Source organism: Clostridium thermosuccinogenes (assembly GCF_002896855.1).
In the GTDB taxonomy this organism is placed as follows: domain Bacteria; phylum Bacillota; class Clostridia; order Acetivibrionales; family DSM-5807; genus Pseudoclostridium; species Pseudoclostridium thermosuccinogenes.
The window spans coordinates 1,443,971-1,470,418 of sequence record NZ_CP021850.1 but is presented as its reverse complement, the minus strand read 5'-3'; the positions used below and the strand labels follow the sequence as shown (position 1 = coordinate 1,470,418).

General features: G+C 38.1%; 22 protein-coding genes and 2 pseudogenes. 11 read left to right on the top strand and 13 right to left on the bottom strand.

Annotated elements, in window-relative coordinates:
* Positions 1-48: 48 nt before the first annotated feature.
* The 4 genes and pseudogenes from CDO33_RS06315 to CDO33_RS06300 all read right to left on the bottom strand — a co-directional run.
* Positions 49-330 (bottom strand): annotated as a pseudogene (locus tag CDO33_RS06315) (transposase); the annotation flags it as partial.
* A gap of 194 nt (positions 331-524) precedes the next feature.
* Positions 525-965: a hypothetical protein gene (locus CDO33_RS06310; RefSeq protein WP_103083195.1), complete on the bottom strand. Its 441-nt coding sequence runs from the start codon at positions 963-965 to the stop codon at positions 525-527.
* 123 nt (positions 966-1,088) lie between these two features.
* On the bottom strand, positions 1,089-2,105 hold the full coding sequence (locus CDO33_RS06305) for a S8 family peptidase (RefSeq protein ID WP_151898648.1): 1,017 nt from the start codon (positions 2,103-2,105) through the stop codon (positions 1,089-1,091).
* A 7-nt stretch (positions 2,106-2,112) separates the two neighbouring features.
* Positions 2,113-3,141, bottom strand: coding sequence for a hypothetical protein (locus CDO33_RS06300; RefSeq protein WP_103083193.1), 1,029 nt, complete (start codon positions 3,139-3,141; stop codon positions 2,113-2,115).
* 240 nt (positions 3,142-3,381) lie between these two features.
* Between CDO33_RS06300 and CDO33_RS06295 the strand changes: the two genes are divergently transcribed.
* The 3 genes from CDO33_RS06295 (at position 3,382) to CDO33_RS06285 (ending at position 7,724) form a co-directional block, all read left to right on the top strand.
* The gene (locus CDO33_RS06295) at positions 3,382-4,752 is read left to right on the top strand and encodes a DDE-type integrase/transposase/recombinase (RefSeq protein ID WP_338053251.1); all 1,371 of its coding nucleotides are present in this window, start codon (positions 3,382-3,384) and stop codon (positions 4,750-4,752) included.
* A gap of 832 nt (positions 4,753-5,584) precedes the next feature.
* Positions 5,585-6,874, top strand: coding sequence for an IS110 family RNA-guided transposase (locus CDO33_RS06290; RefSeq protein ID WP_103102778.1), 1,290 nt, complete (start codon positions 5,585-5,587; stop codon positions 6,872-6,874).
* Between the two features lie 358 nt (positions 6,875-7,232).
* Positions 7,233-7,724, top strand: coding sequence for a hypothetical protein (locus CDO33_RS06285; protein ID WP_103083252.1), 492 nt, complete (start codon positions 7,233-7,235; stop codon positions 7,722-7,724).
* A 31-nt stretch (positions 7,725-7,755) separates the two neighbouring features.
* On the opposite strand, the gene CDO33_RS06280 is transcribed toward CDO33_RS06285, so the two are convergent.
* Together CDO33_RS06280 and CDO33_RS06270 are read right to left on the bottom strand one after the other, a co-directional pair.
* The gene (locus tag CDO33_RS06280; protein WP_103103167.1) at positions 7,756-8,439 is read right to left on the bottom strand and encodes a DUF4367 domain-containing protein; all 684 of its coding nucleotides are present in this window, start codon (positions 8,437-8,439) and stop codon (positions 7,756-7,758) included.
* 75 nt (positions 8,440-8,514) lie between these two features.
* The gene (locus CDO33_RS06270; RefSeq protein ID WP_103083249.1) at positions 8,515-9,102 is read right to left on the bottom strand and encodes an RNA polymerase sigma factor; all 588 of its coding nucleotides are present in this window, start codon (positions 9,100-9,102) and stop codon (positions 8,515-8,517) included.
* A gap of 868 nt (positions 9,103-9,970) precedes the next feature.
* On the opposite strand from CDO33_RS06270, the pseudogene CDO33_RS21220 reads away from it, so the two are divergent.
* The 4 genes and pseudogenes from CDO33_RS21220 (at position 9,971) to tnpC (ending at position 13,693) form a co-directional block, all read left to right on the top strand.
* A pseudogene (locus tag CDO33_RS21220) lies at positions 9,971-11,293 on the top strand (tyrosine-type recombinase/integrase).
* Positions 11,294-11,373: 80 nt separating this feature from the next.
* A complete protein-coding gene (gene tnpA, locus CDO33_RS06255) occupies positions 11,374-11,694 on the top strand; it encodes an IS66 family insertion sequence element accessory protein TnpA (RefSeq protein ID WP_028992632.1) in 321 nt (106 codons plus the stop codon).
* Positions 11,688-12,044 carry an IS66 family insertion sequence element accessory protein TnpB gene (gene tnpB, locus CDO33_RS06250; RefSeq protein WP_028992631.1) on the top strand — a complete coding sequence of 119 codons (357 nt, stop codon included), beginning with the start codon at positions 11,688-11,690 and terminating at the stop codon, positions 12,042-12,044. The genes tnpA and tnpB overlap by 7 nt, the downstream gene beginning before the upstream one ends.
* A 77-nt stretch (positions 12,045-12,121) precedes the next feature.
* Complete coding sequence (gene tnpC / locus CDO33_RS06245; protein ID WP_103089411.1) at positions 12,122-13,693, top strand: IS66 family transposase; 1,572 nt, start codon at positions 12,122-12,124, stop codon at positions 13,691-13,693.
* Positions 13,694-13,739: 46 nt separating this feature from the next.
* Here the strand turns inward: tnpC and CDO33_RS06240 are convergent, their stop codons facing one another.
* The 3 genes from CDO33_RS06240 to CDO33_RS06230 all read right to left on the bottom strand — a co-directional run bounded on the left by CDO33_RS06240 (position 13,740) and on the right by CDO33_RS06230 (position 15,953).
* Complete coding sequence (locus tag CDO33_RS06240) at positions 13,740-14,054, bottom strand: hypothetical protein (RefSeq protein WP_103080269.1); 315 nt, start codon at positions 14,052-14,054, stop codon at positions 13,740-13,742.
* 126 nt (positions 14,055-14,180) lie between these two features.
* Entirely contained in the window at positions 14,181-14,363 is a 183-nt protein-coding gene (locus CDO33_RS06235; RefSeq protein WP_103080268.1) for a hypothetical protein, read from the bottom strand.
* Between the two features lie 357 nt (positions 14,364-14,720).
* Entirely contained in the window at positions 14,721-15,953 is a 1,233-nt protein-coding gene (locus CDO33_RS06230) for an MFS transporter (RefSeq protein WP_103080267.1), read from the bottom strand.
* Positions 15,954-16,571: 618 nt separating this feature from the next.
* On the opposite strand from CDO33_RS06230, the gene CDO33_RS06225 reads away from it, so the two are divergent.
* From CDO33_RS06225 to CDO33_RS06210, 4 genes are all read left to right on the top strand, one after another.
* Positions 16,572-17,117 carry an ABC-2 family transporter protein gene (locus CDO33_RS06225; protein WP_161496690.1) on the top strand — a complete coding sequence of 182 codons (546 nt, stop codon included), beginning with the start codon at positions 16,572-16,574 and terminating at the stop codon, positions 17,115-17,117.
* Positions 17,118-17,153: 36 nt separating this feature from the next.
* Positions 17,154-17,585, top strand: coding sequence for a hypothetical protein (locus tag CDO33_RS06220; protein WP_103080265.1), 432 nt, complete (start codon positions 17,154-17,156; stop codon positions 17,583-17,585).
* A gap of 206 nt (positions 17,586-17,791) precedes the next feature.
* Positions 17,792-19,360, top strand: coding sequence for a response regulator transcription factor (locus CDO33_RS06215; RefSeq protein ID WP_103080264.1), 1,569 nt, complete (start codon positions 17,792-17,794; stop codon positions 19,358-19,360).
* A complete protein-coding gene (locus CDO33_RS06210) occupies positions 19,341-21,128 on the top strand; it encodes a sensor histidine kinase (RefSeq protein ID WP_103080263.1) in 1,788 nt (595 codons plus the stop codon). Before CDO33_RS06215 ends, CDO33_RS06210 begins: the two co-directional genes overlap by 20 nt.
* 45 nt (positions 21,129-21,173) lie before the next feature.
* Here CDO33_RS06210 and CDO33_RS06205 read toward each other — a convergent pair whose 3' ends face one another.
* The 4 genes from CDO33_RS06205 to rpiB all read right to left on the bottom strand — a co-directional run bounded on the left by CDO33_RS06205 (position 21,174) and on the right by rpiB (position 26,432).
* Positions 21,174-23,114: a family 20 glycosylhydrolase gene (locus CDO33_RS06205; protein ID WP_103080262.1), complete on the bottom strand. Its 1,941-nt coding sequence runs from the start codon at positions 23,112-23,114 to the stop codon at positions 21,174-21,176.
* A 122-nt stretch (positions 23,115-23,236) separates the two neighbouring features.
* Entirely contained in the window at positions 23,237-24,670 is a 1,434-nt protein-coding gene (locus CDO33_RS06200; protein ID WP_103080261.1) for an L-fucose/L-arabinose isomerase family protein, read from the bottom strand.
* A 192-nt stretch (positions 24,671-24,862) separates the two neighbouring features.
* Complete coding sequence (locus CDO33_RS06195; RefSeq protein WP_103080260.1) at positions 24,863-25,936, bottom strand: trimethylamine corrinoid protein 2; 1,074 nt, start codon at positions 25,934-25,936, stop codon at positions 24,863-24,865.
* A gap of 31 nt (positions 25,937-25,967) precedes the next feature.
* Complete coding sequence (gene rpiB, locus CDO33_RS06190) at positions 25,968-26,432, bottom strand: ribose 5-phosphate isomerase B (RefSeq protein WP_103080259.1); 465 nt, start codon at positions 26,430-26,432, stop codon at positions 25,968-25,970.
* Between the last annotated feature and the right edge of the window lie 16 nt (positions 26,433-26,448).

The window sequence follows — 26,448 nt, the reverse complement described above, 5'->3', positions numbered from 1 at the left end:
GGTAGGAGTTCCACCCACTAAACATTTCGTCCTTTCTCAGCCGCACCCAGATTTTTTTTTAAGCCAGTTAACCTCATATGAGAGTTGACCAATTTGCTTAAGCAGTTCGTCCTTCTCCTTTTCATACGCCTGCTTGACCTTCTCTACTTCATCGGTTTCCTTGCTGAATACCCTGCCTGCATTGCTTATGAATTCTGCCTTCCAGCGGCTTAGCTGATTCGGATGTATTTCATATTCGGCAGCAATCTCAATCAGCGTTTTTTCTTCCCTTAAGACCTCAATTACTATTTTTGCTTTTTCTTCCGGTGTAAAATTTCTTCTCTTTTCCATAGTTCCATTCTAACTTATTTTGGCCGTTTTGTCTGTCTTAATTTCTGGTATCATTATAGACCACATCAGGGTTATAGGAATAATGGAAAGCGACCTATAGATACTATTAATTCCTACCTGGAGACTGTAAGACAAGAAGCTTAGTATTACATTTTATGCAACACTAATGATGCAACACTAATGCGTAAATACTATTACTTTATATAAGCTTCAACACTGCCACTCATATGAAATCCATTCTTTTCAACAATTTCTTTTAAATAACCTCTCAACTCCAAAAATACTTCATTAGTAGTAACGTTGCCTATATATGTTCCAGCAGGCAGAAGCATTTTTAGCTCTTTATCCTTGTTAGCTTCCACATCAAATTGCTTTTCATCAGCCTCAGATTTATATTTCATTTTAGGATAACTCAAAAAAACACTTGCTTGTTTAATTATATACGAACTATTATTTATAACTTTTACAGTATATAACATACCTTCAGAAGTTTTTTCTATATTTGCGACTGCTAGTTCTATATTACCAACTTCTCTTTGAAACTCAGTTGCATTAATTTCCTTCTTTCCATTTGTACAGCTTACGACCGCAAAGCTCATTATTGCAATCATTAGTAATAAAATTTTACTTTTCATAATAATTCTTCCTTTCCGTAATGTTATAATTAACTCTGCATGTTTACTAAGTTGCTTTATACCCATACATCAGCTTACTCAATAAACCTAAACATCCAATGATATGCTATGTTAAAAAGTGTATTATAATGATGATTTTACATACATTATGCAGTCCTTAAAATTTACTAAACCATAGCCGTATATTTCATCTCTACCTTTATCACCTAAATCCATTGAAGTCTTTTTAAAAATATCTATTATGTCATAAGAATTCAAAGATGGCTTGATAGATTTTAGTACAATGATTACATCTGTAACTATAGCTGACGCAGCCGAAGAGCCATTCGTGATTTTAATTTTACCACTGTTTTCACCAACAGGAATTTTTTCTCCTGGTGCACAAACAATTATTTTATCATTCATATTATTGTTTAAAAGATTAACATTGTTCATATCTGTACATGAAACCGAAATCACACCTTCATATGATGCAGGATACAAATATTGTTTAGTAGCATCATCTCCACTTGCGCAAACTATAATAATTCTTTCATCAACTACTTCTTGTATTTTAGCTTTAAGCGTTTCATCATTCTTATATGTGCCTAAACTCAAATTGATTATGTCCACTTTTAACTTCAATGCAAGATCTATTCCATCTACGAGTTTTTGAATAGTTAAATTTTTTCCATCACCAATATCAATAACATGAAATGTTATATTACTTGTAATGTTTGCATTTTTTTGATTTATAAGTTTGCTATTACATATTAATTTAGCTACCATTGTCCCATGTTCATTATCATTATCTGGCTCATTTTCATTTAATACGCTGTATGTTTTTATATGAATTCTTTGAAAGTCGGGCTGCGTTAAATCTATTCCCGTATCAATAATTGCAATGTTTAATTTGTTGTGCGGTACATCACTAATGTCTACATATTTAATTGCATCATATGGCCATTCTGAGTTTTCACTAGCTTCAAATATGATATGCTGTCTGCAAAACATCCAAGAGCATAACGTTAGTATAGCACCTAAAAAACATATAATTAAAACAAGAGACTTTTTCCTCATTAACATCACCTTAAATCTATTTAGTAATCGAGTTCCTAATTCAATAGGAAACGGGGTTGATATTGCAACCCCGTTTCTCACAATATCATTAGAATACGCAGTAGTGGTGACGAGCGGCAAGGCTGATAGCTACCTGTTGAATTTGAGTCCATGTTTGTCCCGTTTCAAATCCGATAGAGAAAACCCCAAATAATGTTCCACTAACACTACCGCTGCACTTCCACACAACTTGAACATGACCTTGCGTCCAAATATCAGGATTTTCATCATAATGCGTTTCTCCCACATCTACATCATCATCCAAACTTACAAGAGTGAAAACATTGGAACTTTTTACAGAGCCTACACAAGAGTTCAAATACACGTCATAATTATCATTCTGTATTGTAAAATTGTAAACCATTTTTTGCTCAGTAAAATAACCAGTTCCTGATTCTGTCCATAAAAATTCTCTTATAAATGTTCCGTTACCTAGACTTAAGATGCTTTCATCCAATGTTTCAACTGTTTCGTACGTGTTTACACTATCACTATCAATTGTATCGACCCTATTTAGCTTTTCTCTAACTCTAATCCATGAACCGTCGTCAAATGTAGCTTTAAATTCAGATCGACCTGGATTTTCATTAAGAAGCCTATTAATTTTTTCAATTTTATCCTTCCTTGAAACTTTCGGCTTTTTCAATCCTTCCTCAAAGAATTTTATAATATATGCTTCATCTTTCTTTGATATTGACTGTTTCATATCTGCTGGATTGATTATAGTAACCTTCCCGTTAACCAAATCAATTTTCTGACCTGTTACCTCCATTTCCTTAATAATTCTACCAACTTCATAGGTTGTTTCTGCTTGCTCTTCTGTTAAGCCCTCGGCAATCAGTTCTTCCTTTGTCATGACATGATATGACACGTCTGTAGTACCTGTAGTTTGGCTAAGGAGTTTTTCAGTAGATGAAATTATCTGTTTAGGAATTCCCGCATTTATTGTGTCTCCGGTAACCTTTTCCAGTAATTCTTCCTCAGTTGCTGCACTAGCTGGCAGAGTTAATGAAAAGAGCAAGGAAATTACTAATGATAAGTTTGCTATTTTACGCAAAGCCTTCAATGAAAATTTCATAAAATATACCTCCCTATTTTTAATCGTAGTGTTAATCTATTTACATAGAAATAGACTCTTAAACTTGATATATCAAGGATTTCATTGTTTTTTGTAACAAAAAAACAATGACCCCCTCTTTTCTGGTATAATTGAGTCTGCTACAACACCAACAACCCAGAAAGGAAGTGTCATTGTTTGAACTCAATTATATCAGTTTTAGTAGCATATAATCAATTTTTACTTTTACAAATCCAACAATTGCTTTTGTTCATAGTGAAAAATATACCTCTCAAGTCTCCAAAATACGATGTTACAAGCCCTAAATACAACAAGCTCACTATCGATAAGCTCCCTGTCATCAAGCAGCCTGAAAGGTTGAATTACACAGTTCTGCTTGATGAATACAAATTTAATCACGGCAAGAATCTTAAGCCAGTCAAGTCCCGTGGCAGCAATCCCGTGCCTACCGATACTGTATGCCATCGCTGCGGTGCACCCCACGACTACCTCTATAACAATACCGGCGGCCGTGGACAACTTCTGTGCAAGGTTTGCGGACTTAGATTCAACAAGGATAAAAACGACTTCAAAATTGGTGCCCTTGTCTGTCCATACTGCGGCCATATCCTTGTCAAGAAGAAGGATCGAAAGCATTTCAACATTCACAAGTGCGTTAACAAAAGCTGTCCTTATTATCTTGATGCCCTAAACAGATTATCGCCTGAAGATCAAGCAGAATATCAGCAGGACAAGCATAAGTTTAAGCTCCACTACATTTACCGGGAATTCACCATTGACTTCTTTAAGATGGATTTATCCTCCATGCCCAAAGGTGCTACAAACCTTACCTTCAGGAATTTTTCCTCTCACATCATGGGGCTTTGCTTGACTTACAACGTCAACCTGGGGCTGTCTACACGGGCCACTGCCAGAGCTCTCTGGGAAGTGCACCAGGTTAAAATCTCCCATACCATGGTTGCTAACTATGCCAAGACTGCTGCTGCCATTGTGAAACCTTTCGTAGATAATTTCGACTACAAGCCTACTAACTACCTAGCTGCAGATGAAACCTATACAAAAGTGAAAGGTGTCCGCCACTATGTCTGGTTCATCGTGGATGCTATTAAAAAGTCCATCCTCGGATATCAAATATCCAGTACCCGTGATGTAGGTCCTTGCATCCTTGCAATGCGTATGGCCTTTGCCAAGTTCAAAGAGTTCCCTGGTATGGCCCTCAAGTTCGCTGCTGACGGCTATACTGCCTACAAGCTCGCTCAGCAACAATTCATGCTGCAAGGTATGGATTTCAACCTGATCCAGGTCATCGGGCTTACCAATGATGATCCAGTATCAACTGAATACCGCTGGCTGAAACAGATAATCGAACGCCTTAACCGGACCTTCAAGTTCTCTTATCAGGTCACGAATGGTTACGGTAGTGCAGAAGGCTCCAATACTCATGTTGCTCTGTTTGTCGCCTATTACAATTTCCTGCGGCCCCACTCCTATACTTACTGGCAGCCTTTGAACTCTATCCCGGAACTCGAATCCATTCCCAACATTCCCGGTAAGTGGCAGAAGCTAATCGAGCTCTCTCAACTACTCATACTTTCAAAGCAAGCCTCCTAGCAGCGTTTATGCTGCGAAAGCCTCTTGATAATGAGTATCCGGCATGTTAGGCTATCCTGCCTAGCATCATCCATCCTCCAGAGCCCTACACCTTGTTCAGCATGGGTGAGGCCGTGACGCCTTTCATCATGCCGGAAGAGGTTCATTGTCAAGAGGACCATGGAATAAATGCGGAAACTCAGTACATTTTTCACTTTTCAATGTGCACTTTTGTCTTGATAGTGGCTGCCTGCGTTTTTCATAAGCTACTTTACACTATCTTTTTAAAAAATTTTCGTTGCACCAAGTGAAACACTGACGTATAATAGGGTTAAAGGTTCTTAAATATCCACACAATCATAAGACTTTTGAGGGGTCAAGATATGGGGATATGCAAGAGCCTTTTTAACTTGTCAGGTGACCTTATATGTAACATAGCTTGTCCACCTCCTTGTACAATTATTTTGTATTAAATCAGTGACCAAAGCCACTGTTCGACCCATTAAAAGTCATAGTTAACATAACACTTCAAATTTTATTCTTTTCCAAACATCAAGCACATCATCCGGCTTCACATCTTAGCCATTATGCCAGCGTTTGTTGGCCTGAACTTTGACAATCATGTATAATATCATCCGGACTTGGAAGGTGTTTGCGGCACCTCCTGGGACGGGCCCTAACGGGCCGATTACCCGTAAAAAAGAGTATTTATCCATTCCGGTAAGTCTACATGATTTGGCTGGTTGAGGCCAGCTTTATAGCTGGTTCCTCGTGTCACATGCAAGGTTGTTTGCTTACATGGGAAGGAATGGAGACTTTTAAGTCCATTCATCTTGTAAAGGAGGCATTTTTTATGAATTTCAGACCTATGGCAGGAATCGATGTAGGTAAATTCTTTAGTGAGATGGCAATTCTTTCTCCATCCAATGAAGTAATTGCCCGCATGAAGATCCGCCATGATTCCAGTTCTGACGTTGAAAGAGCCGTTAAATTACTGAAAAAAACGGAAAAGGACTTTGATTCTAGGCCTTTCGTCGTCATGGAATCCACCGGGCACTATCACAAAATCCTTTTCCATTCACTTTGTAAAGCTGGATTTGAGGTTTCCATCATAAACCCCATCCAAACTGATTCTATCAAAAATATTGGAATCAGGAAAGTGAAAAATGATAAAGTTGATGCCCGGAAAATTGCCCTGCTATACAGATTTCAGGAGCTTAAAACTACTAATATCCCCGATGAGGATATTGAATGTCTGCGAAGCCTTTGCCGACAGTACTACAAGCTCTCTGACGAACTTACTGCCTACAAAAACAGGCTTACGGGTATTGTTGACCAACTCATGTTAAACTTTAAGGATGTATTCCCCAACATCTTTTCAAAGGCTGCTCTTGCAGTATTGGAGAAATATCCTACGCCTGCGCATATTCTTAAAGCGAACAGGAACAAGTTGATTGCACTGATCCAGAAGAATTCTCGCAGAAGCCTTAAGTGGTCAACTGCAAAGTATAATCTTTTGGTCTCCAAAGCCAGAGAGTTTGCGCCTTTGACTGTTCATAATTCCTCGAACGTTGCTATGCTGGGTGTCTACATATCCATGATCAGAACTCTGGAAGATAACTTGGCGAAGGTCCTAAAAACCATTCATCTATTGATCGCTGAAGATATGGCAAAGGACATGCCCATGCTAGCATTAACTCTTGAACTTTTGCAGAGCCTGCCAGGTATTGGCCTTCTTACTGCTGCCACCATTCTTGCAGAAATCGGCGATTTTTCCGCTTTCTCTAAGCCGGGAAAACTGGTTGCTTACTTTGGCATTGACCCCTCTGTGATGCAATCTGGAGAATTTACCGGCACACGGAATAAAATGTCCAAGAGAGGTTCCAGGCTACTTCGCAGGGTTCTTTTTACAACTGCTCTTGCCAATATCCGAACTAAGCGGAATAAAGAGGCTTGCAACCCTGTATTACTTGAATTCTACAAGCAAAAGTGCCAGAGCAAACCTAAGAAGGTAGCTTTGGGAGCAGTTATGCGTAAGATCATCATTTACATCTTTGCTGTTCTAAGGGACAGAAAACCGTACCAGTTACGCAGTCCTCAGGAACATGCTCAGATGTTAGCAGCAAAGCATATAGCAGCTTAGCAGTACTTGCACTTGATGTTTAGTTTTCAAGGATCAGTATTTCATTTTAGACCAGCTATTTTATGTCTACTTCGCAAAGGTGGTCTTGTTGTTATGCATTTTTTCTATGTCAGGAGTTTTCAAAAATTCATAAAGCTTTTTCTTAAAAACTCTTGACTTTAATTAGCTGGTCTTTCGCTTGTAAAGAGAGTTAATTTTTTTCTTTGTTATATTATAAGACAGTCTAGAGGTAAATTTTGTTACAGGTTTATTGTAAATTTCCCCAAATTGATTTTCGGAAAAAGTGTAACATTTTTAGTGTTAATTCGTCTTAATATAATTGAAAAAATATTTTTATACACGAAAGGGGAAGTTTAAAATGCACAAGTGTATCAAAATGGTTGTTTTTACTGTACTAGTAGTCCTATCCCTCCAACAGATAGCATTTGCAAATGAGGAAACAAAACGTCCTCCAAAGCCAACTGAAGGTATTGAGTCCTCTGATCCCAATCATGGTAGTAGTACAGATAGTGATAATGAATCTGTTCAAAGAGCAAGCGGCCTTTTTTATAACTACTATTGCTCTATAGACAATACGGGAAGCGATTTATATCTTGAAGGCTCAACGGTAGCCAATTATTTGTCAGACCAAGTAAAACTTACTCTATACCTTCAAATATGGGATGGTTCACAGTGGATTGACGTCCAAAGCTGGCCTTTTACTCAATATAACTCCAAAAGTGTAACTGAAGGTGCCAATACAAGCTTCCAACATGGAAATTATTACAGGACAAGGGCTGTACACTATATCAAGTATGGTACACAAACTGAAACACAAAATTCAACATCCTCTTACATATATGTAGATTAGGTAAAAAATAGGGTGTACAACTTGTACACCCTTATTTCATTGACTTTGCTACCTTTATTATTTCATCCTTGGTTATATTACCATTGATTTCGCACCCAATTTCACCGCTATCCCATAATAACCCATTAAGATGTTCTTCATGATTCACCAAAGTATATTCTATTCCATCAATGACTAAATTTTCAATCTTTGTATTTTCATCCTTCTTAATGTTTAATGCTACATTTGTCCCATTCGGGAAGCTCCGCTGCGTAATTTCAAAACAATCTTTATTATCACTGTTAGTATTTACATATAAAAAAGTAACGGTTTCTTTCTTCTCATACTTATTTAAAACATCAACTTTGTCTAATTTGAAATCTTTCGGTATATATTCCGGCATAAACAGTCTAAAATGTACTTTCTTTTGTGCTTCACCAATCCTTGGATCGTCAATATCCCTGCCGAAAAGGTAGTCAGGAGTCTTTCCATCTGTAGGAGAGTTAACCTTTTTGTAGATTTTAATAGTATCTTCTGTTATCACTATTATGCTTTTTATAATTCTATTAGTAAACGCCATAACGGGAGTTTGAAAGTTAACAAATAATCCTGTTAACAATGCAATTAAAACACAGGCAACAAAAGCCAGGCGTAACCGTTTAAAGGCACTCCTTTTTTCTTTTTTCTTTTTTCTTTTTTCCGTTCTTTTCTTAACCTGCTTTTTACTTGCTCCCACACTTTCTCTTTTGGAGGTCGCGGCATTTCCTCAATTCTTTCCTTTACTAACTCTTTTATAAAAGAATCGAAGTCTTTAGACATTTTTACTCACTTCCCTAGAATCAAAATGCTTTTCCAGCTTTTCTTTCATTCGATGCTTTGCCCTATGAAGTTTTACCTTTACAGTATTAACACTTATATTCATATGTTCGGCTATTTGCTCATAAGTAAGATCCTCATAAAACCTCAAATTTAAAATCTGTTGTGAGTCAATGTCCAGTTCACCCATGCATTCTTTTATCTCTCGTCTTATCTCCAAATCTTCACATATTTTGTCTGGAACGTTGAAATCACTTAACTCCACTATATTTTTAACATCACCGTCTTCATCATAAATCGATATGTTTCTACCTTTCTGTATACATATTTGCCGGAGCATGTCTTTACTTATATTTTTAGTTATTGAGCAAATCCATGAATTGAATTTGCTTTTATCATTAAGCGTTTTTATTTTTAAAAGGGCTCTAGTAAATGCCTCTTGCACTGCATCCTTAGCCAATTCTTTATTAAAAAGAATAGCTATTGCCGTATTGAATGCTCTATCGTAATTTTCCTCAAACAATACCTGTATAGAGTCCTCATAGCGTTCATCGTCCCTATCATTCGTAAAAATAAAAATCATATCTTCGACTCCTCAATAAATATATAAGATATTTAATGTATTCAAAATGTTACAGCAAAATTAAAATTTTTTTGCCATAATAATATAATACATTTTATGGAAAACCCCATCAAGCAATAGATATGATTTGTAATAGAAAATTAACATTATTAGCATATAGATGGAACACTAATTTATTCATTCTGAACAAAAAATCCAGATAATCTCCAATAAACGAAATCTTGCACGATTGATACCAAATCGGAATTCAATCAAGTGGGTTTCTCGTTACTTATGAAAGTGCCAAATAGTCCTCACTATTAAGAAAGTGAAGTCTTAATTTCCATTTTTTCATTTTACATGCTCCCGGTAGGATAAATTATCTTGTCGTAACTTTTTAATCAGAGGGGTCAACAAATGTCCAAAAGTCTGCTGATTATTGGGAAGAAATATATTTTGATTTAAGCCCTGTCCGGTTTAGCTAAACTAAAAAGTGAAATGGATAGTGAGAGGTATTTTTCAGAACAATATGGCAAACCAGCCGAAAAGGATAAGGCTTTGCATCATACCACTTATTCTTTTCGGCATGTGCACTGCTGGAAGACAGTGTGTCTCATATTGTAGTTATCCCGAAAAAAGAATTATACCGAAAACAAAAATAAAATCTCTGCAACACGTGTAACAATAAGATTTTCAGTAAAAGTGCATTTTCAGAAGTCGGGATAATTTCATACACGTAGCGGGTGTTCCAAGGCAATTAAATTTATGTTATCAAATTAAAAGTCGGGATAACTTCCAAAAAGTGTTTATCTGGTTCATGAAATACCCATAATGGAAATGGCAGAATGGCAAATAGCAATTCTGACTCTATTTCTTAGGAGTGGTATTTATGAACATGGAAACAACAGATATTAATCAGATGATCCCTCAAATAATGGATGCATTAAGGAATTTCGGTTTGACAGAGCACAGTATCTGGAGGTACCATCATAATTTGTACTTGTCCATCAGCAAATATTATCACAGCCGCAGAGCAACTCAATATAGCGCAGAGATTATGGCAGATTATATTTCTATGGTCGAAGAGAAGTTCAGAAACGGTGAAATCAAGCGTGACCGGTATTGTACTCTACTGAAGGCAGCAGACCGCATGAGTGAGTTTTACACCACTGGTAAGATTCAGTGGACCTGTAGGTTAAGAGGCTCTAAATTCAAGTTAAATGACTATTTTGAAGAGCTTCTGGAACAATTCCTTTCCTCGACTTCATATCATGCAAACACCAAAGGAGATGTCACCTGGGCTATCCGAAAATATTTAGCTTTTTTGGAGGCACAAGGGCATGACGATCTTGTAAACATCAGCATCAAGGATATACAACTGTTTCTGATAAGCTGTTCGCATCATTTAAAATACGGAAGTCTGTCAAATGTGAGAGGGTACATCAAGAGCTTCCACATATATCTGCAAAAAACCGGGAGACTTTACTTTGATTGTGAGAAGGTTTTTTCCCAACCCATCGTCCGGGAAACAAAGATATTTCCTTACATTACTTACGATGAACTAGATAAAATACTGAATCAGATTAACAGAACCACAAACATTGGCAAACGTGATTTTGCCATCATTATTCTAGCAATACATACAGGACTGCGTGCTGTCGATATTGTAAATCTTAAGCTTAGGGACATCGACTGGAAGACTGGTGAAATCCACATTGTACAGCAGAAAACGTAAAAAGTATTAACTTTACCACTTACACATGCTGTCGGTGAGGCAGTTAAAGATTACATTATTCATGGCAGGCCTAATTCCGAATCTATGTATGTTTTCCTTCGAACAAAAGCACCATACCAAAATCTGAGTAACGGTGTATATATTGCTGATATTTTCAATGATTATCAAAAGAAAGCCGGAATTATCCGAAAACCTTTTGATGGAAAGGGTTTTCATGCAATCAGACGCGCTATTGGTAGAAATATGGCTGTTGCCGAAATTCCGGTTACAACAATCTCACAGGTGCTTGGCCATGGTGACATTGAATCTGCAAAACAATATATTTCTCTGGACAGCGTACATGATATGATTACCTACAAGGAATCCCTTGGTTATACGCGTGTATCGTATGAACCCCTGTTACGTGATTTTGACCGCTTTTGCCAGGCGCGTTTCCCTGAAGAATCCTTATTTAAAAGGGAGATAGTATTGAAGTAAGCGGTAAATAATACCCACATTTAAATGCAAACAGGCTTATGAGATAATCTCTCCAGAAAATATACTGGAGGTATAACTTTATGACCAAAGCAGATCTTTATCAAAAATGGGCATCCATAATTGCAGAGTACAAATCCAGCGGACAGACGCAAACTTCATTTTGCAAATCCGCGGGGATAAGTCTTCGTCAGTTAAGCTACTGGTTGAGAAAAGAAAGACAAAACGGAATCATACAATCAGAATCTCCCAAATGGATTCCGGTAGAAGTAGATCATAAAGAGCATACAGGCAAAGGCCAATCAATCGAAATCAAATTTGGCCCAGCTGAAGTTCAAGTCAAACCAGGCTTTGACCAGAAGCATCTGTTGGATGTGCTAATGGTGCTGAGGGAATTATGCTGAGCATAGCCGGCACCGACAAGGTCTACCTTGCCTGTGGAAGTACCGACATGCGTAAGTCTATCGATGGCCTGGCTGCCATCGTCCAGCAAAGCTTCGCATTAGACCCCTTCTCGTCTTGTCTATTTGTGTTCTGCAATAAAAAACGTGATAAGCTTAAAATCCTCCAATGGGAACATAATGGTTTCTGGCTATATTACCGGAGGCTTGAAAAAGGCAAATTCCAATGGCCTAAAGAAAGTTGCGGCACTCCAATGAAGGTTGGTGTCCGTGAACTGGGTTGGCTGCTGGATGGACTATCCTTGGAGCAGAAGCAGGCACACAAAAAAGTGACAGTAAGTGCAGTAATATGAATACTTTCAAGACAAAAATATTTATATTTTTTATCATTTTCCTGGAAAAAACCGTAGAAAAATGATATAATAAAATTATGGAAAACACAGTGAAATCAACGGTTACAATAGAAAAACTCCAAACAGAAATTGAAATATTGAAGCAGGAAAAAGCCGAGCTTGAAGCAAAACTCAAATGGTTTGAAGAACAATTCCGGCTGCATCAGCATAAGCTTTTTGGGCGTTCAAGTGAAAAGACGGAAGTCCCTGAACAGCTAAATCTTTTCAACGAGGCGGAATCAGAAGCCAAGCCTGCAGTTCCCGAACCAACATTAGAGGAAATTACATATAAACGTCGTAAAAAGCAGGGGCACAGAGAAGAAATGCTTAAAGACATTCCTGTAGAGACCATAGAGTATCGCTTGCCTGAAGAAGAGCAGGTTTGTGATTGCTGTGGCGGCAAACTGCATGAAATGAGCAAGGAAGTAAGGCGGGAAATAGAAATTATTCCGGCTCAGGTGCGTGTAAAGGAACATGTGCAGTATGTATATGGCTGCCGTAATTGCGAGAAGAATGAAATATCTACACCGATAGTAACAGCCCCAATGCCAAAGCCGGCACTTCCTGGAAGCCTGGCTTCGGCATCCGCCATAGCTCATGTAATGACGGAGAAATTTGTAAAAGGGCTTCCTCTTTATCGTCAAGAGCAGGACTGGGAGAGGATGGGGATTGAAATATCCAGGCAAACCATGGCGAACTGGATGATACAAAGCTCCGACAGGTGGCTGCGGCCGATATATGAACGAATGCGGGAACACTTGCAGCAAAGGGACATCCTCCATTCCGATGATACTACCCTCCAAGTACTCAAGGAACCCGGGCGAGCCGCAGATTCAACCTCCTACATGTGGCTATACCGGACCGGCCGGGAAGGGCCTCCGATTATTCTTTATGACTACCAAACTACCAGGGCTGGCAAACATCCTAAAAAATTTCTTGAAGGATTCAAAGGTTACCTTCATACGGATGGGTATGATGGTTATAGTGGCATGCCCGGAATCATCCAGGTTGGTTGCTGGGCACATGCAAGGCGTTATTTTGTCGACGCCTTAAAAGCCATGCCTCCAAAAAAAGATGACAAGCCCACAGTAACAGAAGAAGGTTTGGCATTTTGCAATAACTTGTTTGAGATAGAAAAAATGCTTCATGATGTTACACCGGAAGAAAGATATGAGGGCCGATTGAAACACAGCCGACCAGTGCTTGATAAATTCAAGGAATGGCTCAAATACTGGAGTCCAAGAGTAACTCCCAAAAGTTCATTAGGAAAAGCAATCCAATACTGCCGGAACCAGTGGGACAAGCTGGAGGCCTTTATGCTGGACGGCAGGCTAGAGATTGATAACAACCGAAGTGAACGGTCGATAAAGCCTTTTGTAATCGGGAGGAAGAATTGGCTGTTTAGCAACACGCCTAAAGGAGCCAATGCCAGCGCAACAATTTACAGTATTGTGGAGACGGCAAAAGAGAATGGGTTGAACCCGTTTGAATATCTTACTTATCTCTTTGAACGTCTACCGAATATAAATATCAAGGATCAACATGCATTAGACACCTTGTTGCCATGGTCAGCAAATCTTCCGGGTCATTGCAAAGTGCCCAATAAATAATATATATTATGCCCCTGCTAAATCAAAGGTGGGGGCTATTTGACGCTTACAAAGGACCATTGCCGCTGTAATGCTTATAGCCCAGCAAAGTCTGTATTGTGTCTTCATAATATACATATTTCCTGGATGTTGAGCTTTCATCGTCTTCCTTTGGCACTTGCTTATCAGTTTCTCTGCTTTGAGTATCAATATTTAGTTTTTTTTCAATAATAACTTCACTGTCAGTACTATTGCTTTCATGAAATAAAACATATCCATCTGTGCTTTGGTCGCTAAGCATTGAATCGATGTATGTTCGACTGCAACCTACCGACAATGACAAATAGAGAAGTAAAATTACAATAACTATTCTGGTTTTCATTTACATATCCTCCAGTTACAATGTTACTGTAATAATATTGCGTGAAACGAAGTAACTTACATAAATAAATAAGTGTCAACACGAAATAACACTTTTATTTTCATGTTAACACTTATTTGAAATAACCTATTTTCTGTCATAATCTGTTGTAAGTAAACCAACTGCCGTTACGATAATACCTATAAATGGTATTACTCTTTCCATAAATAATAGAAAACCTGATTCTATATACTCAATAAACATTGCTTTTAAAGCAATTCCAAACAGAATAAGAGCAATACCAAATAACATAATTTTGATATCTTTCATTTATAGCCTCCACTGATATAAATGACTTTAATTCACCTTTTACTATGAAAGTATTGGATTTACATGCTTTTTCGATAGCAATATATAATTTATTTTATTAAAAATACTATATCATGTGTTTGTTACAATCTAATTACATCTAAGTAACAAATTGCTAATTATTACCTTATTTTGAAAGATACCTTTCACGCACAACTTTGTAATAATGTATATGTGGTATATTTCTATCAGTTCATTTCTCTTTCACACAGTTTCACCAGTACACCGGAGCCGATGAGATCATGCTGCCAAGTTAAATCAACAAACTCTGTTTTATATTTGTAAAATTCACAATCACTCATTCTAAAACTCCCTTAGCTATTGCATATCCTTTTGCAGCGCAGATGTCTTTTTATTGCTGCGCTCATACGCAATCCCCACCAGTGCCAAAAGAACTCCGGTTATAATCAATATGATCTCTACCGACACAACATCAGCCAATGGTCCAAAAAGTAAAATGGCTACCGGCATAGCACTGGCTCCGATAATCTGTATTATGGAAAAGACCCGTCCCATCATGGTTGGCTCGGTGTTTTCCTGGATTAACACTGTCTGTGCTGTGGCGATAATCGGCATAAAGAAGCCTGAAGTCCCCATGATAATCAGATATAGCACAAAATTTCCTGCCATACCCAACAGTCCAAAAGTTATGCCAAAAGCCACAAGACACATGGCAGTAGTACGGACCTTGTCTTTAAAGCTGCCATACAGCGCAACAAACATGCCTCCAACCAGGGAGCCGACTGTCCAAACCATCTCATTTGCAGTCAGCCTCCATACATCATTGCCGAAGCTTCTTTCCACCAGAAGGGGAGTTAGTACCGCCGCAGGAGTAATCAAGAAGAAAGAGCATGCATAGCAGATAACGATTCCCCGTAATAATGGGTGGCGGAATGTATATTGGATGCCCTGCTTAAGCTCAACAAATACAGATGTGGATTCGTCGGTCCGTTCGATTCTTTCCACCTTGATAAAGCTGATAATCAGGACAGCAAGTGCTGCTGTAACTACATCCAGCATAAAAGTCCACGCAATATCCATCGTGCCAAGCATGGCACCTCCCACAGCAGGAGCAAGAAGCATTAAAACAGAGCTCAATGTCTGGTTTATGCCCTGTATCTTTGTTAATCCCTCCTGAGGTACAATCTGCGGATAAATAGCATTCACGGCAGGAGCTTGAATACCGGAACCAATTGAACGCACTACTGAAACCGCAAGCAGAAGTTCCATGCGCTGAAATCCGGCCCAGAACGAAATAGCCAGGCCAAGGGTTGCTATGGCTATAAATGCGTCCGAAAGCATGATCAGATACTTGCGGTTATACCTGTCTGCCCAAACACCGCCCCAAAGGGATATCACCACTTGCGGCAGCATGGAGCAGATAGTGGACAACATCAGCCATAGCCCGGATGAAGTCTTCAGGGTAATATACCATATAATGGCAAAACCCACAACAGAGGAGCCGAATAATGATATGTTCTGACTTAGTAAAAATAGTAAAATTTTTTTATTGAAAAGGGTGTTCCCCTTATGTTTAATGTCTGTTTTCATAAATTGCGATTCATCCATCCTTTCATTTATTATCCAAGGGAGAACGACACAAAAAAATGACAGAGGCACATAACCACTGTCACTTCATATACAACGATACAGAATATGTTAACAGCAAGAATGTGTCTTCTCCGGAATACTATTTAATTGAAAAGGTACATGCTTATCCCTTGTAACATATATTATTGGTATAATACCTGCAATATTTGCTTTTGCTCCGGCAAAGCAATACATTCCTGCGCACCTCCTGCCACAAAAACCTATATAATTATAAATCAGTCATTCTCATATTTCAATATAAAATCACTTCTCATCTTCGCGTTATGCTGTAAATAAGCTAATTGCTGCTATAATTACTCTTATTACCCGCATAGTGATTAGCCTTAATGATGATACATTTGTAATTATAATATGGTAAAAATTAGATATAATGTAAGTTCATCTTGGAAACCATGAGAATCTGTGCTAGTATTATTAAATCAGCATGCCAATCAGGATATTTCCTTATCTCGTTCATAAACTTATGCCACATATGACATTATTGATTAATCTATTTCTATGCAAAGAAAGTGACTAAGCTTGGTAGCAGCATACTTATACCTGATTAAAATAAGAATATTGACTTCACTGACATATCGTTTTGAGCTGATTTTTGCTATACCAAAACAGATTATATTTATTTCGCTGAACTTATTGCTATGGAAAACCCTGTATAGCGATAAAGCTGCTGTTTCGGACGTTACCTACGAACAGATGCTTACCTTTACAATTTTAATAGCCTTTCTTAACAATGTTTACGTGCATAGTATAGAAGGAACCCTGCGCGGGCGGATCAGGATGGGGAATGTGGCAGTTGATTACATAAAGCCCATCAATGTGTTTGCCATGTATTTAGCTGACGACTTAGGTCTAATTGTCGTAAACCTTGTGCAAAGGTTTTTGCCTTTATTGCTCATTTACAGCATTTTCATAAAAAGTCTGATGCCTGCATCAATAATAAACTTTATACTATTTTTAGTCAGCGTGGCCCTTGGGTTTTTGATTATATGGCTGCTGTCGGCAATTTTTGGGCTCTTATATTTTTGGGTTATAGATTTAGGCCTACTGGGAGAAATTAGGGATTATATAGTAAATTTCCTATCCGGCAGCAGAATTTCTAAATAAAGATATGGGATTTGCTTTCCCACCATCGGTCTGGATGTGGATGGAAAGCATTCCATCCGCAAGTTTATCAGGGATATAAACCAAAGCAGCAAGACCACCATCATATTGACAACCCACGACCTGGTGGATATTCAGGAGCTTTGTGAAAGAATCATTGTGATAAACAAGGGTGTAATCGTTGAAGACGGTTCGTTGGATTCCATCATAAAAAAGATAGCACCGGTTAGAAGGCTCATAGTGGAATTTTATAACGCTCCCCGGGACATTCATCATGAAAAAGCCAGAATTGTGTACCAGAACGGAAACCACATCTGCTTTGAGTTTGAAAAAGAATCCATATCGGTTCACGAGCTCATCACCGATATATCCAAAAAATATCCTATTAAGGATTTAACCTTGGAGGAAGCAAATATTGAAGACATTATCCGGCAGGTATATAAACAGCAAGCAGAAAAGGCTGTTAGTTGACACCCAATTTTCATCACCTTGCACTGCTGAAAAGGCATTCTTAAAAACTCTCAAAAGGAGTTTTTGACAGGAAGTGGGTCATATTTTTACTGGGAAACTTTATCAGCCACCATATTTAAAATAACATCAACATGTGTTATAATCATTTGTAAAGCTATTCTCTGTTTTCCCATTGTGCATATGATTGCTAAAGGAGTGAACCTGACTTGCTGAAAGCTTTAGTGGTTGATGATGAGAAAACTACCAGGGATATATTGGTAAATTTCCTTCCTTGGTCTTCTCTTGGTATAGCAGAAGTAAGAGAAGCCGATGATGGTCTAAGCGCACTCAAAATAGCCTCAGATTTCAAACCTGACATGGTTTTGAGTGATATAAAGATGCCTAAAATGAATGGTATCGAATTAGCCGAGAATTTACAGAGACGGTTGCCCGAATGCAGATTTATATTTTTAAGCGGATACTCAGACAAGGAATATCTTAAGTCGGCCATTAGACTCAAAGCAGTCAATTATGTTGAAAAACCGGTTAATATTGAGGAAATAACTGATGCTCTTAGAGAAGCTGCCTCAGAATGTATAATGGCAAGAGAAAAAATGCTGTTTAGCTTACCGCTCATAAAGCAAAAGCTTTGTATGATGCTTACAGAGAAAGCACCTGCTGGCAAAAGCACCTTTGTAAGTACTCACATTACGGAGTTCGAACTCCCGGAATGCAGTACTTACATTTCATCGCTAATTTGGTTACAGTCTGCAAAAGACGGAATAGAAAAAAACTTGGAACAGATAAGAGATTATATTGAACAAAACATCAATAATGTCACACATTCTACAAATGAAAGATGCCTTACAGCTCTAAAAGATGAGGAATATATAATAATCCACTTTAAAACAGACAGCACTTTTAATAAGGAGTTTTTTATATCCCTTATGCAAAAGCTGCAGTCGGATATTAAAGCATTCCGTCCCGATATAAAAACAGTGCTAATCGGTATCGGATGCGAAGTTCAGGGCAGGGATAATATTTATAATTCCTTTCAAAAGGCTGTTATTGCACAAAAAAGGTGCTTTATTACCGGAAGTATAAATGTTTATAATACAGATAACAGCCTCCCCTATTCTTTCAATGAAAGTAGACTAAATGACTTACTGGAAAATATCAAATCTGGCAAAAAGGATGAGGCTATTCTATTTATAAAAAGGCTGAGAAATGACATTCAATTATATCCTAATACTCATTCAGAGTACATTAAAAAAATTTTTACAGATATTATACTGTTATTTTTACGCTTTGCTGAAGACAGAAATATTTCTGTGCTTACAAATATGCGTACTTCACTGTTGCAATACATAAACAACGCACCGACTCTGGAAGAGATTATAAACTGCCTGTCCACAGTAATTGACTTGCTTTTTCAAGGAATTGAAGATAGTAATGATAAAAACATAATTTCAAAGGTTACATCTTATATCTTGGCGAACTACCATGACGAGCGGTTAACCATAGATAAAATCGCTAAACATATATATCTCACTCCTAATTATTTAAGCTTTTTGTTCAAAAAGGAGACCGGAAAAACGATCAATCAGTACATTACCGAAGTAAGGATTGAGAAGGCAAAGCATTTTTTGAAAGACAGCAGCGTGAAACTAAATAAGGTTGCAAAAAATGTCGGTTATCATGACGCCAAATACTTTACGAAAGTATTTGAAAAAGTTGTGGGGATAAAACCCAAACATTTCAGGGAGAAGCATCGCAATGAAAACAATGCTCAATAAGATAATTACCAATATTATTGATAGTGTTTCGATAAAAACAAAAATCGTTTTTATATTTATTGCGTTTATCATTATTCCTTTGATTATTTTCACACTCATTTCATACAGCAGGATAAACGAGCTTGTTCTCACGCAGACAATAAACTCTGCGTCTCAGTCCTTTGATGAAAGTGTGTCGATCCTTGAGAGATATTTCCAAAGCATGAATAATGCAATGCAAAACATATTATTTGACGAAGATATCTATATAATCGCATCCAAGGATACAACAGATTACTCCCCTATAGAACAGTTGGGAGATTACAAAATGCTGATAAAACGCTTTGATTATATTCAGAAAGTGTCAGATATTGATATTATCCGCTTTTATATAAATATTAATTCCTATTACTCAGAAAACAATGTTAATATATTCAGCCTTGCAAAAATATCAGATAAGAGCTGGTATAAAAATTTACTCAGCAACGATCAAAACAAGTTATGGGCACCTCCATTCAAATTAGAGGATTCAGACACATCCAGCCTGGATTTTTTCTCATATGTAAGAATCATTTACAGTTTGGAATCGCTTAAGCAGCCCCTTGCGGCTTTAAGGGTGGACATTAAGACAGAAAAGGTGGAAACTGCTTTAAAAAATGCTGCAATAACTGAAAACAGCGCTGTATTCATTACCGATGGCGACGAAATTCTGTTTCCTATACCGAACGCTAAGCAAAACTCTTTTTGGGACAAAATGAAGACTGTTTCCGGCAAATCTGGATTACGGCAATGGGAATTCATAACAGTCGATAATAGCAAATATGCCATCACATCAAAGAAGCTTAATTTTACAGACTGGTATGTTCACGCAATCATCCCACAAAGCGATATAGTCGTACTTCAGAACAAGTTAAGAAATGAAATGATAATATTATTAATTCTGATTTCTTCCGTATCTTATTTTCTTGCATATTTCACTTCCAAATCAAGTCTCAAAAGGATATTCCTTCTTAACCGTGAAATGAAAAAGGTTGAAAACGGTAATTTAAAAGTATCGCTCAGGCAGATAGGTAAAGATGAGATAGGTGAGCTTATAGGCAGTTTCAATAAAATGGTGACACGTATGTCTGATATGATAGAAGAAAAATACATCATGGGTCAGGAAATGAAGAGTGCGGAGCTAAGAGCCCTGCAGGCCCAAATTAACCCCCACTTTCTATATAATTCACTGGATCTTATAAACTGTCTTGCTATTAAGCACAGCATTCCAGAAATTACACAAATGGTCGCTTCCTTATCAAAGTTTTACAAGCTGAGCCTCAGTCAGGGAAAAGATGTAATTTCTTTTAAAGATGAGTTGATGCATGTTCAGTTATATGTGCAAATACAAAATCTACGTTTTGAAAACAAGATAAAATTAATATTGGATATTGAACCATGTATATATGAGTATTCAACATTGAAAACCATTCTTCAGCCGATAGTAGAAAATTCAATCATACATGGTATATTTGAAAAGGAAGAAAAATCAGGAACAATAAATATATCTGCAAAAAAAGAAAACAATATTATCATTCTAGAAGTCAAGGATGACGGAGTGGGTATGCCTGAAGAAGTGGTCAACCAGATACTTCTTGAAGACAAATCAACCCGTAGGCACGGATATGGAGTAAAAAATACCAACGACAGAATCAAACTGTATTATGGTCAGGAATACGGTCTTAGCTACAGCAGTATCCTGGGTAAAGGTACAACTGTACGCATAAAGCTCCCCGCTGTAATAGCATAATACATATAACATATATCTCTGAGCGCATTGTTCCTGAAATAAAAATCATAAATACTTTATGCTTTTAAGATAAATATTACATTTTTTGCTCTCATCACATTCTATGGATATAGTGTCTATACGTTTTTTCGGATAGGGATTTCTGCAAATAAATCTATAATAGGTGTCTTCACCCATTTTGACTGGCAATGTTGTCATTGAAACCTCAGCAAGGTGTCGGTCAATCTTATAAACCGGTTCAAATTCGCTTCTCTTCCTATCCCATGAGACATCCCTGCTACTGATATTTTCCCCATAAACGATAGGAACAACTGCCTTTGTGCCATCATCATATCGAATTACATATTGTCCTATAGTATAAATGTCTGATTCAGTAAAAACTCCATCCACAAATGATTTATAAGCTACATTATAATCGGTAGCATGCAGAAACTCAATGAACTCGACCTGTTCCTTTCTATCTTCTGTCATATCCAAATCCAATATGTTTCCATACTTGTAGTTGAATAACTCAGATAAAACCCTGTCTCTTACTTCCTGGAACATGGAATCGTTGTACTTATCATTCCAGAACATGAAATAAGCATATGCTATGCCGAAAAGTATCCCATTTCTCTGAAGGATGATTTCATTGAGTGTACTCCAATTGGATATTATTGCACCCTTAATGCCTTTTTGTATATGCTCGCTCCAACCAGGAAATTCATATCCCTCAAAATTGCCATATGTAATTTCCATTCCCCTCTCAAGGAATTGATCCTCCAGTTTTTCTCCCAAGCCCCAGTTCCAGTGCAAGATCTTTACGTCTGCCGGAATTAAGTCAATAGCTTTATATGTAGCTGGGATCATTCCTACATATTCACCATCGTTAATATGCCAGGCAGGATGATACATTTTTATCTCAGCTCCACCAAAAGGGCCTGCGTCCTTGACATAAACATCTTTAAGAAGCTTATCGCCCCATATCATGGTTCTTATTCCCCGCTTTGAGAGGTAGTCATGAATCTTTCTTATATCTTCCGCAAAAATGTCCTCTGCCTTTCTATCCTTGCAATTTTCGCAAATACCGATGGAATAATATTCATCGTGTCCTATATTAATTACCGAAGGCTTGAATACTTCAATAACTTCATCCAGTATATCGAACAGAAGTGCATAGGATTTCGGGTTTGATGGACAATAGGTATCAGGATAAGGATCATTCTGCCTTTCTGCAATCTCCCGGTGGTTCAACAGCAAATAATCGCAATGGCTTAATGACGGCACTTCAGGAATTACTTCCAACATTCTTTCCCGGCAGTACTCCACCAATTCTCTCACCCTGGATTGACTTAAGAAGCTACCCTCTCCGTTTTCCACATGTATTGAATTTTTATACCATTTATAAGTATGATCCTGGATTTTTGTGGTTTTTCCCGAATACTCGGACATCTCTTTACAGTACTCAATCCAACCGCTGTTGATTTCAGGGTGCCTCTTATATTCCATTGCTCCCCCCACTTCAATCATTATGGTGTTGTACTTGAAATAACAGATCATATCAACGAATTGCTTAAAATATTCAATATTTCTTTCCGATGGCAGATATACTTTTACACCTCTTTCAGGGCATGACGGATAATCAAACGCCAGCATTCTGTCCAGGTATTGATCTTTCATCATCTGAAGCAGTGTTATGCAGCCATAGAACAATCCTCTGTCTGATCGTGAATAAATATTTATATCTCCGTCTATATCAATAACAAAGGCCTCTTCATTGTCAACAAAAGACAGGTTAAACTCTTTTGTCACTTCTTCTTCAATATTTTTTGGAATATCAGACATAAAGGAAATCTTTGAAAATTCAGCTTTACTGCAACAAGCTCCTACAGAAGCCTGTTTAAACATTTCTTTTACAATTGGTATGCTGCATCTTATTTCTGTATTGCCTGTTACGTATTTACCGTTTCCTTTAATTTTAATGTATTGTGGTCGAATATCAGACATTTTAACCTCCCTTTGCCGAATGGCAAACTTAAATAATTTAAACCGAATTCACTGCATTTTCTGTTATGACGATCAGCTTTACTACAATCTAATTGAATAATGGATTGTTGTTCCGAACTATTCTAATCCCCGCCTCTGAGCCATGCTTTAATCTGTTCTTCAGTGGGATCCACAGGATCGGCTTTCAGACCAGGGATATAATTGCAGGCCTCATATAATGCAGGTATAACATCATGATGAATTCCCGTACAATGATGAACATAGGGTCCCTTTACCAGTTTTTCCTCCCAGAGCGGCCAGTCATTAACTTCAACCCACAAGTAGGTTCCCCGGGTGAAAGGTCCTTTGATCCCCTTTGCCTTACCCAAAAACAATGAATATTCGCCATGGTCTCCATCAAACCTTACAACAGATATATCTCCGCCTCTGATTTCATTTTCAACCGTACCCGGAGCATGGGAATCTAATGCAAACTGTGTTCCGAATTTCGGTGTACATCCGTTGGCGACTAATGAAACAGGGAAATTTCCACAATGAAACAGCAATTCTCCATTATCGTTTTCAGGGTGTCTCACTGTCAGATCAGCAAAGAAAGGGGCTGCCTTTCCCATTGCTGCAGCCTGTGCCATGACTGCCGTTATTGCTCCATGTATATCCGTCTCACAGGTAACAGGAATTCCTTCGTCTGTAAGAAGCGCATTGCAAAGACAAGGCACAATGCCTATGCTATCCTGTAAAGCCGTCCAGCATTGTATCGCTGCAGCGGTGCATCCATTTTCGGTGACAAGCTTCTTTATGGCTACCTTCAGTGCTGCCACTTTGCTAATAGCAGAAGCAGTAGCTTCACTGCAGTCCAATTTGGAATTAATCAGTTCTATGGTCTCTCTGAATTCAGACCCATTTTCCGTTTCAATTTTCTCCAATGTAGCCTTAATATCCTGCAAAGTTGTGGGAATTACGCTTATGCCGAACTTCTCCAGCAACATTCCTTCATCATACATCATTGTTAAAAAGCTGGCTGGTCTTGTTGATATTTGAAGTATGCGTAAATTGCTCATAGCTTTTACAACACTAGCAGCTGAGATAAAATTTATATATCCCCTTTCAAATACCGGATCTTCCAACGTACTGTTAACAATGTATGTAAAAGGAACATTATGCCTTCTTAATACCTTGCCTGTGGCAAACAGCCCACATTGTGTGTCACGAAGACGGTTTCCATCTGGAAGAGGAGCCTCGTCCCGTGGACCCCATATAAGCACAGGCTTTCCAACCGCTTTTGCCACCCTGGCTACAGAATCCTCTGTGCCAAAATTGCAGTGGGGGAAGAACACAGCATCCACTTCCTCGTCCTTGAATTTCTTAATTACTCTTTTAATATCATCATTATCGTCAAAAAGCAAACCTTCCTTGTTTATTCCTTCGATATCAACAATTTCAGCATCTGTAAAGCTTTTAATTTTCTTAAGTGTTAATTCCTTATATTTGTATGCATCCTCCTTGCTGAATATAAAGCGTCTTGTCGGAGCATATCCGAGTTTTATTCTATTTTTCATAAATAGGCCTCCTAACTTTTTCAAGGTTCATTTTTATCTTGATAGTGTTTTGGGGTGATTTTCATAAGTTACTTTACACTGCGCCTTTATGGTAGCGTCAATTAAAATTACGCTTGTTCCATATTAAATGCTATCTATCAAGGGATTTTAGGTTTTATTGATACAAAACAATGCCTGCTTTTCTCACGTCGATTAAAAAACTTTCCTTTTATATTGCTCGGCCTTTTTCATCAGTTCTTTTGCCTGATCCTCTGAGTCAGCATTAATCACATACATCACTCCCTCGGGAGCAAGGTTCTCAAGCATAACATCCAACTCTTGAGGCTCTACTGCCACCTGTATCAGCTTACCTGCATTTTGTATCTTCTTTAAAACCTCCAGCCAGTGAGATGCAGTCGGCTGTCCTGCCCCGTAAACCCACTGTATACCTTTCAATTTTTCAATCTGCAGAAGCCTGTCAAGATGCCTCAGTGCACCGGGCCCATCCAGATGGAATATACTGGCATCCAGGAAATCTAGTTCCTTTTCCAGTTCTTCCATAAACAGATCTTCAAACATATCTGTAGAAATCATGCAGCAAAAATCACAGCTTGTCACATACCACCTTTTGGGATGCCAGATACCCATCCAATTAGTGGTCCCCTTTTGATACTTTGTAGTAATATCACACAAATCGGTGAAAATCTGCTTAAAGCCTTCAAACAGATCTAAAGTGGCCTTACGGACAAATTGAGGATTATCGATTGTATCAATACATAAAGTCTCCGGCCCCCTAAGTGAAACCAGCGCATCTGCAGCAGGATGTAAGTCGGTAACTCCCACAACATACTTGTCTTTTCCATCCTCCACCGCTGCACGAGTCATTTCGAGTATTTTTTGATAGTAAAATCCCTGCTTCTCGATTACAAGACCTTTGTATTCCTCAACTTCGCTGTCGGTCATGCTGTGGATTGCCCAGCTGGTATCCTCTCCGAATTCCAATTCCGTGCCGTAGCAAGCAGCAAACAGATCCGGCCCGAGGTTGGGATTTAAGGCTGCAAAAGCTTCTCCTGCATAAAATGTGTTTTGAAACTGTAGATTAGCTTCCTGCAGCATATACTCCGTATCCAGCCACCGTTCCTTTAAAGTTGCAAAAGAAGGAAGCTTGCCGGCAGTTTGTCTGTTTTTTGGTGCTTTAATACTAATAATCGGCCTGTCATGATTCTCCCTGGCCCAAAATTCCTCAAAACGCTTTTGAATTTTATCCCAGTTTTCAATATAATACATATGGCTTACCTCTTATCAAATTAGATTTATATTATTTATCCATAAAATTACTTTTTTCAATCTCATAAATCTTTTCAATTTTAGGAGATGAACTGCCAGGCTTGAACTCCAATTTAAGCCATTCCTTCACAATTTTTTTTGCCAGTTCACAGCCAATCACTCTTGCTCCCATCGTAATAACATTAGTGTTATTGCTCAAACGTGCCCTTTCTGCAGAATATATATCATGACAAACCGCTGCATAAATTCCCCGATACTTGTTGGCAGTGATGGCCATACCTATACCTGTACCGCACAGCAGGATACCTTCTTTCTTATATCCGCTTTCGATTATTCTTTCCGCTACTTCTTTTGCAATCAACGGATACATTTTTTCATCGGAAACAGAATACACACCTACATCCTCATACTCCACTCCATCCTGCTTCAGCATTTTAGTGATTTGCATTTTCAAATCAAAGGCTGCATTATCACACCCAATGACAATATGCTTCATACATAATCACCCCCGC